At 67.2% G+C, this 10,164-nt stretch carries 9 protein-coding genes; 5 read left to right on the forward strand and 4 right to left on the reverse strand.

Annotated elements, in window-relative coordinates:
• Positions 1 to 126 precede the first annotated feature (126 nt).
• From ELR45_RS42840 to ELR45_RS19735, 3 genes are all read right to left on the reverse strand, one after another.
• Complete coding sequence (locus ELR45_RS42840; RefSeq protein WP_129667889.1) at positions 127 to 708, reverse strand: AAA family ATPase; 582 nt, start codon at positions 706 to 708, stop codon at positions 127 to 129.
• 224 nt (positions 709 to 932) lie between these two features.
• Complete coding sequence (locus ELR45_RS19730; RefSeq protein ID WP_129667890.1) at positions 933 to 2,534, reverse strand: carboxyl transferase domain-containing protein; 1,602 nt, start codon at positions 2,532 to 2,534, stop codon at positions 933 to 935.
• Positions 2,535 to 2,753: 219 nt separating this feature from the next.
• Positions 2,754 to 3,683, reverse strand: a complete 930-nt coding sequence (locus tag ELR45_RS19735; protein ID WP_129667891.1) for a hypothetical protein — start codon at positions 3,681 to 3,683, stop codon at positions 2,754 to 2,756.
• A 241-nt stretch (positions 3,684 to 3,924) separates the two neighbouring features.
• Here ELR45_RS19735 and ELR45_RS19740 point away from each other — a divergent pair, with 241 nt between their 5' ends.
• Positions 3,925 to 6,528, forward strand: a complete 2,604-nt coding sequence (locus ELR45_RS19740; RefSeq protein WP_129667971.1) for a phosphoenolpyruvate carboxylase — start codon at positions 3,925 to 3,927, stop codon at positions 6,526 to 6,528.
• Between the two features lie 75 nt (positions 6,529 to 6,603).
• Here the strand turns inward: ELR45_RS19740 and ELR45_RS19745 are convergent, their stop codons facing one another.
• Complete coding sequence (locus tag ELR45_RS19745; protein WP_129667892.1) at positions 6,604 to 7,389, reverse strand: GIDE domain-containing protein; 786 nt, start codon at positions 7,387 to 7,389, stop codon at positions 6,604 to 6,606.
• A 144-nt stretch (positions 7,390 to 7,533) separates the two neighbouring features.
• Here ELR45_RS19745 and ELR45_RS19750 point away from each other — a divergent pair, with 144 nt between their 5' ends.
• From ELR45_RS19750 to ELR45_RS41115, 4 genes are all read left to right on the forward strand, one after another.
• Complete coding sequence (locus tag ELR45_RS19750; RefSeq protein ID WP_129667893.1) at positions 7,534 to 8,286, forward strand: biotin--[acetyl-CoA-carboxylase] ligase; 753 nt, start codon at positions 7,534 to 7,536, stop codon at positions 8,284 to 8,286.
• A gap of 111 nt (positions 8,287 to 8,397) precedes the next feature.
• A complete protein-coding gene (locus ELR45_RS19755) occupies positions 8,398 to 8,943 on the forward strand; it encodes a PH domain-containing protein (RefSeq protein ID WP_129667894.1) in 546 nt (181 codons plus the stop codon).
• Positions 8,940 to 9,929 (forward strand): adenylate/guanylate cyclase domain-containing protein, encoded by a 990-nt coding sequence (locus tag ELR45_RS19760; RefSeq protein WP_129667895.1) that lies wholly within the window; start codon positions 8,940 to 8,942, stop codon positions 9,927 to 9,929. Before ELR45_RS19755 ends, ELR45_RS19760 begins: the two co-directional genes overlap by 4 nt.
• Before the next feature lie 116 nt (positions 9,930 to 10,045).
• The coding region (locus ELR45_RS41115; protein ID WP_240759915.1) for a hypothetical protein at positions 10,046 to 10,164 on the forward strand (119 nt) is incomplete at its 3' end.

Genomic DNA, 10,164 nt, shown 5'->3' on the forward strand with positions numbered 1-10,164 from the left:
ACTCGGTAGTGAACACTTCAAGCATGGAGGCAGCCTCGGCGACGTCAGCAGACTGCAGGTTCCATGGGGAGAACGGGCCGGGCGTCGGTAAGTCGGGACTCGTCGCGTGGATGAACTGACGGAAGGTCATGGGCAGCACGATCCGAAACGGGTTGTGTGCGTCGCCGGTACGGCCGGCCCCGAGATCTCGAATAGCTTGTGCGGCACTTGACGCGGACGAACCAGCGAGGACGACTGTGTGCCCGCCAAAGCTCGTGTTGTCACGCAGACTTTGATCTCGGCCGTCCAGCCGTCAACCGCCGTGATCTCGTCAATGATCCATGCACGCGGTGCGCCTCCAGCGGCGCGTGTGAGGTCTGTGGCCAGGGCAATCGCGCGGCGAAGATCATGCGCGGTGAGCGTGTCCGCTGGGAGGTAAATGGGTTGCCATGGGTCGACGTCTGACCGGGCGCATAGTTCAGCGATGAGGTCCTTGAGGGCAACGGACTTTCCTACCCGCCGCGGGCCACGAAGCAGGTAGAGCCCGTCTCCTAGCGCAGCGTGTGCGACATCTTCCAGCACAGCGGACCGGTAGCCCAGGTCGTACGCTGCCCGAGGGCTGAGGGCGCGGTCGGATGCTACCCACGCAGTCGGGTCGGAGCCGGTCGCAGCAGCTCGCCACCAGGGGTTGTGCTGCCGGAGAAAGTCCTTCAAAGCATCGTCTCGCATGGGGATCCATGCCTAGGCAATGTTAGTGGGTTTGGCCAGCGAACTAGCCAAAGAAGCCCATCTTTGGCTCAAACTTGAACCAAAAATGGGCTTCTTTGGTCTATGCAGAGACCAAAGAAGCCCCGTTTTGGAACGAGCGCGCTTTCTTCGGATCAGATGCGCAGGCGGGGCGGATTCTGCCCGTTGAGTATGCGTGGCAGCGTCAACGCGGAATGGCGACGTGCCTACAACGGTATGTTGCCGTGCTTCTTCGGCGGCAGGGTCTCCCGCTTGGTGCGCAGGGCGCGCAGCGCCTGGGCGACGGCGGACCGGGTGCGGGACGGCTCGATGACGGCGTCGACGTAACCGTACTCGGCGGCGGTGTACGGGTTGGCCAGGGTGTCCTCATAGTCAGTGATGAGTTCGGCCCGCCGTGCCTCCGGATCCTCGTGCTCGGCGAGCTCGCGACGGTACAGGATGCTGACCGCGCCCTGTGCGCCCATCACCGCGATCTGCGCCGACGGCCACGCCAGGTTGACGTCGGCGCCCAAGTGCTTCGAGCCCATGACGTCGTACGCGCCGCCGTAGGCCTTACGGGTGATGACCGTGACCAGCGGCACGGTCGCCTCGGCGTAGGCGTAGATCAGTTTGGCGCCGCGCCGGATGATGCCGTCCCATTCCTGGGAGGTCCCGGGCAGGAACCCGGGCACGTCGACGAAGGTCAGCACCGGGATGTTGAACGCGTCACAAGTGCGCACGAACCGCGCGGCCTTCTCCGAGGCGTCGATGTCCAGGGTGCCGGCCAGGTGCATCGGCTGATTGGCGATGACGCCGACGGACTGCCCGCCGATCCGCCCGAAACCGACGACGATGTTCGGTGCGAACAGCGGCTGCACCTCCAAGAAATCGGACTCGTCGGCGGTCTTATCACAGACGAGTTCGATCACCGTGTGCATGTCGTACGGCTGGTTCGGGCTGTCCGGGATCAGCGTGTCCAGGGTCCGATCGTGATCGGTGACCTCGTAGACCGGCTCGGAGACCTCGTATGTGGGCGGCTCGTCGAGGTTATTCTGCGGCAGGTAGGACAGCAGCGCCTTGACGTAGTCGATGGCGTCGCCCTCGTCGGACGCCATGTAGTGCGCGTTGCCGCTCTTGGTGTTGTGCGTGTGCGCGCCGCCGAGCTCCTCCATGCTGACGTCCTCGCCGGTGACCGTCTTGATGACGTCCGGTCCGGTGATGAACATCTGCGACGTCTGGTCCACCATGACGGTGAAGTCGGTCAGCGCGGGCGAGTACACGTGCCCGCCCGCCGCGGCCCCCATGATCAGTGAGATCTGCGGGATGACGCCGGAGGCCAGCGTGTTGCGGCGGAAGATCTCGCCGTACAGCCCGAGCGAGACCACTCCTTCTTGGATACGGGCCCCGCCGCCCTCGTTGATCCCGATCAGCGGGCAGCCGGTCTTCAACGCGAAGTCGATGATCTTGACGATCTTCTCGCCATACACCTGGCCCAGGCTGCCGCCGAACACGGTCACGTCCTGGCTGAACAGCGCGACCTGCCGGCCCGCGACGGTGCCGATGCCGGTGACGACGCCGTCACCATACGGCCGGTTCTTCTCCATGCCGAACATCGTCGAACGATGACGGGCCAGCTCGTCGAACTCCACGAACGACCCCTCGTCCAGCAGCATCTCGATCCGCTCGCGGGCGGTCTTCTTGCCCTTGGCGTGCTGCTTCTCCACGGCACGCGACGAGCCCGCATGCACCGCGTCCTCGATGCGGTTGCGCAGGTCGGCGATCTTGCCCGCGGTGGTGTGAATGTCCGGGCCCTCGTGGCTGGCGGTCATATGTCCCTCCGGTCGCTGGTCCCCCAGCAGGGTAGACCAGAACACATCGGGACTGTTGCGATGAACCTCACCCTGCCGATGTGTCACCCCGTGACCTGCACCACTGATGCTTGACCGGTTTCGCGCCGCGACCGGTTTCGCGCCGCGACCGGTTTCGCGCCGCGACCGGCTTCGCGCCGCGACCGGCCGGTCCGCTCTCCGGCGTGGCTCGGCCATTGCTCAGTTCAGCGACGGCATCTCCACCGCGAGCCCGGTCAGGTCACGCGTGGCGGCCATCTGGAAGATCGTGATGGCCGACGCGTCGGGCGTGTGTGTGACTTCCATCCGCACGATGTGCTCGCCTTCGAGGATCTCCACGTCGGGATTGGTGAAGTAGTCCGCGTAGGGGCGGCTGACCAAAGCGGACTCACCGGAGGTCACGGCCTCGTCCATCTCGGCAGCCAGGCGTTCGCCGTCGCTCACCGACGTGGTCATCGTGCACAGAACGCTGACTGGCGTGTCCGGGTCGTCTTCGTCGGGTCGCACCCCGAGACCGGTCGGATACGGGTCGGCCTGAATGAACTGGGCAGCGACGACGTCGCCCAGGCAGTCGGCGAGTTCGCCGATCACCGGTGCGTCGGCCAGGCTGGTCTCGCCCGAGTCGACGACGGACAGGTCTGCCGATTGGCCACCCACGACCGCGTCGGAGCCGACCGGCTGCACGTTCGGCGCGGAGACGCTGACGGGCTGCGACGGATCCATCTCCAACGTCAGGACGGGGTCGCCGGACCATCCGGAGGCAGTCGCCGCGGCCGTGATCTCGTCGGCGTCCTGTCCGCCTTCGATCAGCGACACGACGTGGGGCGGTTGACCCACCGAGATGAGGGACTCGCTCGCCACGAGATCGATACCGAGCACGTCCGGCAGCTGTTCCCGGTACGGGTACAGCTGGTCCGCGCCCCAACCGGTCAGGCTCCCCCAGGTCCCCTTGAACGTCCCGCCTGAGGCCTCGTCGATGCGGGCGGCGTCGCCGAACGAGATGTGCTGTGACGTGGCGGAAGTGGCCTCGAGGCGGGCGAGCGCCTGCCGCAACGCGGTACCGTCCGAGCCGGATCCGCCGTCGTCGCCCCCACATGCCGCGACGGCCAACGCCGCCACGGCGAGCGTCAAGGGCGCGACGGTACGCATCCGCGCGGTACGCCCGCGCCCGCGTGGAAAGTTGGCAGTCGATCGGTCCGTAGGCACGCGATGACTCTAGCGTCGCGCGGTGTGCGAGTCCGCTCGAATATTCCGGAACTTTCCTTCAAAAGGCGCATACACCCGGCTGACTTCAGCGCGACATGGGAGAGGCCGTACGCTAGGCGCCGTGTCTCCTACCGCAACCGGTTCCCGTGAGGCTGCCCGCTTTGAGATGCCGGACGCGCTGCGTGCCGACGTCCGAGCGCTCGGTGAAGCCCTCGGTCAAGTATTACGTGAGTACGGCGGGCAGGGGTTGCTCGATGACGTCGAGCACCTGCGCGAGTTGGTCATAGCCTCACACCACGAGGATCAGACAGTCGCCGACGACGCTGCCACCCGAGCCGAGCGATTGGTTGAGTCGTGGCAGGTCGAACGCTGTGAGGAGGTGGCGCGGGCATTCACGGTCTACTTCCACCTGGTGAATGCCGCCGAGGAGTACCACCGGATCCGTGCGCTGCGCGCCGGCGACAGCACCGAGGGCCGCTCGGCTGGGGCGACGTCGCAGGCCATCGCCGAGATCACGGCGCTGGCGGGGGAGGAAGAAGCCAGCGCGTTGCTGGCCGGGCTGGAGTTCCGCCCCGTCCTGACGGCCCATCCGACGGAAGCGCGCCGACGAGCGATCGTGACGGCGATCCGCAGCGTCACAGAACTGCTGGAGCGCCGGGACGACCCCCGGCTGGGCACCTCGGAAGCCGCTGAGACGCACAGGCTGCTCCTGGAGAGCGTCGACGTCCTCTGGCGGACCGCCCCGCTGCGAGCGGAGCGGCCGGGCCCGCTGGACGAGGTCCGTACGGCCATGTCCGCGTTCGACGACGTGCTGTTCCACGTCGTGCCGCAGGTGTACCGGCGGGCTGATGCCGCGCTCGGTGAGGACCCAGAGGTGCGAGCTCCCAGAGTGCCGGCCTTCGTGCGCCTCGGGTCGTGGATCGGCGGCGACCGGGACGGCAACCCGAATGTGACCAGCGCCATCACCCGTCAGGCGATGGCGATTCAGTCCGACCACGTGCTCGACGCCCTGGAAGCGGCGTGTGCACAGGCCGGGCGCGGACTGACGTTGGACGCCTCGACGACGCCACCGTCGCCGGAAGTCAGCCGGATGCTCTCGGATGCCGAGGCCAGCCAGCCTGAGGCGTTCGCGGACCTCGCGGCCCGATCGCCGAACGAGCCACACCGTATCGCGCTGTTGTATGCCGCGGCACGGGTGGCGGCGACCAAGAGGCGCGATGCCGACCTGGCCTACGAGAATGCGTCGGAGCTCCTCGACGAGCTGCGCACGATCCAGGCGAGCCTGGTGCAGGCGGGCGCGGCCCGGCAGGCGTACGGGGACCTTCAGAGCCTGGTATGGCAGGTGGAGTCGTTCGGCTTCCACCTCGCCGAGCTCGAAGTCCGCCAGCACAGCGCAGTGCACAAGGCTGCGCTCGAGGAGGTCAAGGCCGGCGGGCAGCTGTCCGATCGCACCCAGGAGGTGCTGGCCACGATCCGGGTGATGGCCCAGATCCAGGCCCGCTTCGGCGCGGATGCCTGCCGCCGGTATGTCATCTCGTTCACCCAGTCCGCCGACGACGTCGCCACCGTGTATGAACTCGTCCGGCACGCTCTGGACGGCAGGACGATGGCGCTGGACGTCGTCCCGCTCTTCGAGACCGGAGACGACCTCGAAGCGTCCGTACCCGTGCTCGACGGCGTGCTGGAACTGCCGCAGGTACAGGCGCGGCTGGACGAGACCGACCGCAGGTACGAGGTGATGCTCGGGTACTCCGACTCCGCCAAGGACGTCGGCCCGGTGTCCGCCACCCTGAAGCTCTACGACGCGCAGGCCCGGTTGGCCGAGTGGGCGGCGCAGCACAAGATCACCCTGACGATGTTCCACGGCCGTGGCGGTGCACTCGGCCGCGGCGGTGGCCCGGCGAACCGTGCGGTGCTGGCTCAGGCACCTGGCTCCGTCGACGGCCGGTTCAAACTGACTGAGCAGGGTGAGGTCATCTTCGCCCGGTACGGGAACCGGGCGATCGCCCGCCGCCACATCGAGCAGGTGGCGTCCGCGGTGCTGCTGGCGTCGACACCAGAGGTGGAGGAGCGGGCCCGCGATGCCGCCGTGACGTTCGCAGACCTCGCGTCCACCCTCGATGCCGCCGCCAAGGAGGCATACCACGCGCTGGTCAGGACGGACGGGTTCCCTGAGTGGTTCGCCCGCGTGACGCCGCTGGAGGAGGTCGGCTCGCTGCCGCTGGGCTCCCGGCCCGCTCGCCGCGGCCTGACGGTGTCGTCGCTGGACGACCTGCGGGCCATCCCGTGGGTGTTCTCGTGGGCGCAGACCAGAGTGAACCTGCCCGGATGGTTCGGCTTGGGGACAGGCCTGGCCGCCGTGGGAGATATCGATCTGCTGCGCCGGGCCCGCGACGAGTGGCCCCTGTTCACGGTGATGCTGGAGAACGCCGAGATGTCGCTGGCGAAGACCGACCGGCGGATCGCGGCCCGGTACCTGGCGCTGGGTGATCGTCCCGAGCTGACCGAGATGATCCTCGCTGAGCACGAGCTGACCACGGAATGGGTACTGAATGTGACCGAGCACTCGCGGCTGCTTGAGGACCGTCGCGTGCTGGGGCGGGCCGTCGCGCTCCGCAACCCGTACGTCGACGCGCTGTCCTACCTGCAGGTGCGTGCGCTGCGGACGCTGCGCGACGGTGACGACGGCGCGACCGACGAGGACAAGGTCCGCAAGCTGCTCCAGATCAGCGTGAACGGCGTCGCCGCCGGCCTGCAGAACACCGGCTGATCGTGCCTTGCCCATGATCATGAACATTTGCCGTGCTATTCACACGGTGAATGTTCATGATCATGGAAGAAGGTCTTAGGAGAGCAGGTCCACGAGGATCAGGGCGACTCCCACGGCCGCGGCGGCGATGCCGCCCACGAGGCTGAACCGCTCCTTCTTCTTGGCCTCGGCGAGCAACTCCTCCTCGCTTTTCGTGGACACCAGGGACGGCTCGTCGATCGACAGCTCTCCACCGTTGTCCTTGGCCGTGCCCAGGACATAGAGGGTGGTGCCGGCGGTCAGTACCCATTCGGTGTACTTGTAACCGACGGTGCCTTCGCGCTGCGTCTTGGGAAGCTTCAGGCTCAGGCTGCCCACGGAGAGCGTGGAGTGCTGTGACGATTCGTTATGCGGCTCGAACCGGTCGACGACCTGGCGCATGTGCTCGAACACACCCGGCTTGGGGCGGACCTCGATCGTTCCGGTCTCGTCCCGGACGTGGAACGGATCCTCCGACTCGCGCGTCGCGACGGTCTCCTCCTTCTCGACACGTCGGGTGCGGTAGTTGCCCTTGGAATCGCGGCGCCGCTCGGTGGTCCAATACTTGCGCTTGACGACGTGCCGGTGCCAGAGGCATTCGGTCTCGGAGATCTCCGACTTGACCGTGCCGGATGGGCGGGCCTCGGCCTTACCGACAACCTCACACTTCTGCTCGAAGAAGCCGGGACCGGCCGCCTCCGTGGCGGCCTCCTGCAGGGTGCGGAGCTCCTGCGCCGTCATCGTCTGAGTGGTGATCATCTCGTGCTGCCGTTGACGGGTGCTGTACAGGAGGTACCCGCAGTATCCGGCGACCACCAGAGCGACAAGCCCGGCTATCCACATGTGCTGAGTCCTTTCAGTCCGTATGACACAAGGCGGGACACTAATGACCCGTCCGGGCCGTGGTCAATGTTGTGAGGCGCCGTGAAGCGTTCGTGAGTAGTGTTTTCGGCGGGAGACGATGGTTGGCGGACATCAGGAGACGGCATGTGGCAGGTACGCCGAGTCACCGAGACGGGATCCACCAACGCGGACATGGTGACCCTCGCCGGAGAGGGCGCTGCGGAAGGGACCGTCGTCGTGGCCGACTACCAGAGTGCCGGCCGAGGGCGGCTGGACCGGGAATGGGAGACACCGCCCGGTTCAAGCCTGACGGTCTCCTTCCTGCTGCGGCCCGACGACGTTCCGACGGCGGACTGGCCGTGGCTGCCACTCCTGGTCGGTGTGGTCGTGGTGGAGACCGTCGCTGACCTGACCGGCGTCGAAGCCGGTCTGAAGTGGCCGAACGACGTGCTGGTGGGTGAGGCCAAGCTGGCCGGGATCCTGGTCGAGCGAGTGGAGACGCCGCTCGGTGCGGCTGCGGTGGCCGGGGTCGGGCTCAACATCCGGCAGAACCGTGACCAGCTCCCCGACAACGCAACGTCGCTGGTGCTGGAGACGACGAGGACGAGTGCCCCCAGCCGTGACGATCTGCTCGACGCCCTGTGCACGCGGTTGTCCGGGCGCTATGAGGCGTGGCGGAGCGCCGGTACGGATGCTTCGGGCGGGTCCGGGATCGCTGACGAGTACCGTGCCCGTTGCGTGACATTGGGCCGGCGCGTGCGCGTGGAGTTGCCGGGCGGGCGAGTGAGCGAAGGCCGGGCGCGTGACATCGACGGCGCGGGCCGGCTCCTGATCGAGACGGACGCCGGGGTCGAGGCGTTCGGCGCCGGGGACGTGGTTCACCTCCGTCCGGCATGACCTGGCCGGAAGCTGCACGTCCGTGCGTGGCCGCCGGAACGGTACAAGGCACGTGGAGTTCTGCGGCCGTAAAGATGGGCCTACGGAGCCGGAACATGTCAGGATTCGGATATGGGCTTTCCAGAGAAGCACCTCAGCGAAGGTGAGATCGTCGAGTTCCACCTGCGCACCCATGTCAAAGAGCTGTTCCTGCCGGTCTTGATCCTGCTGGCGACCGGTGCCGCGGCGGGCTTCGGGCTGGGTATATTGCCGGACGACGACACCACAACGGTGACGGTCGGTCAGTGGGCCATCGTGGTCGCGGCCGTCCTGATCGTGCTCATCTGGTCGTTCTGGCCGTTCATCACCTGGTTGACGACGACCTTCACCGTGACCAACGGCCGGCTCATCACGCGTACCGGCGTCATCCGTCGCACCGGCCGCAACATCCCGTTGCGGCGGATCAACGACGCGGCGTTCGAACAGGGCCTCACCGACCGGATCCTGCGGTGCGGTACGTTGATCGTCTCCGCGGCGAGTGAAGAGGGCCAGATCCGGCTCCATGACGTGCCACGCGTCCATGCAGTGCAGCTGCGGCTCAGCGAGCTGGTCGCGGAGGCACAGCGCGAAGACGGCTGGACACGCGAGGACCCGCAGGAGGAGACCGACTACCCGTGACGGCTGATCGCCCCACAGCAGAGGACCTGGAACGGTTGCTGCTCGGTGCCTCTCGTCGATACACCTTTGATCAGGTCGCGGATGCCGCTGGCCTGACGGTGGACGACGCCCGCCGGTACTGGCTGGCGCTCGGCTTCCCCGACGTGGGCGAGGAGAAGGCTTTCACGGTCTGGGACCTGGAGGCACTGCGCGGCGTCGTCGAGCTGGTGGAGTCCAAGGCGGTCAACGAGGAGACGGCCGTACAGATGGTCCGCGCGCTGGGGCGGATGACGGGGCGGCTGGCGGAGTGGCATGTGGAGACCCTCGCGGAGATCATCGAGGACGCCACAGCCGAAGGGCTGGCCCCGAGCAGCAGGCTCACGTCCGCTTACCAGATGGCGCAGCGTCTCCTACCGGAGTTTGAGCGGCTGCTCATCTATGCCTGGCGGCGGAAGCTGGCGTCGTCGGCCAACCGCCTGGTCGCGATCGCGGAGCTGGGCGAGTCGCCGCTGCTCGCGGCTCCCGCGTCGGTCGGCTTCGCGGATCTGGTGTCGTTCACCAGGCTGTCCCGAGGGCTCAGCGTGGAGGCCCTGGGGGAACTGGTCGAACGGTTCGAGGCGATGACGAACGACGTCATCTTCGGCTGTGGCGGCCGGGTGGTGAAGACGCTCGGCGACGAGGTGGTGTTCGTAGCCGAGACGGCGACCGTCGCCGCCACGATCGGGTGCGAGCTCGTCGACCAGATCGGTGTCAACCCGGCGCTGCCGGACATCCGGGTGGGGATCGCGACGGGACCGGTGGTGGCCAGGCTGGGTGACGTCTTCGGCACACCCACCAATCTGGCGGCCCGATTGACCACGGTCGCGGAGCGCAACTCGGTGCTGGTAGACGCGGAGACCGCGGAGGCGCTGCAGGATGAGCCAAGTGTCGCGTTGCGGGCGCTGCCACCGACGACGGTCCGTGGTATCGGGGCGGTCGAGGTATTCACGGTCACCCGACGCCGCTGAACGCAGGCTTGCGCTCTAAGCTTCTTCAGTACGCGCGTGCAGTACGGTTGCAGCGTCGCGGCCGGGGCTGCGTACAACCCGCCCATAGAGGACGTCCACAACCACAGGAGAACGACGTGGCCACCATTGAAGCAATTGGAGCGCGCGAGATTCTGGACTCTCGCGGGAATCCCACCGTTGAGGTCGAGGTAGCGCTGGACGATGGCACCATCTCCAGGGCCGCCGTTCCGTCCGG

The sequence above is a fragment of the Phytoactinopolyspora endophytica genome (genome assembly GCF_004138495.1).
Classification (GTDB): domain Bacteria; phylum Actinomycetota; class Actinomycetes; order Jiangellales; family Jiangellaceae; genus Phytoactinopolyspora; species Phytoactinopolyspora endophytica.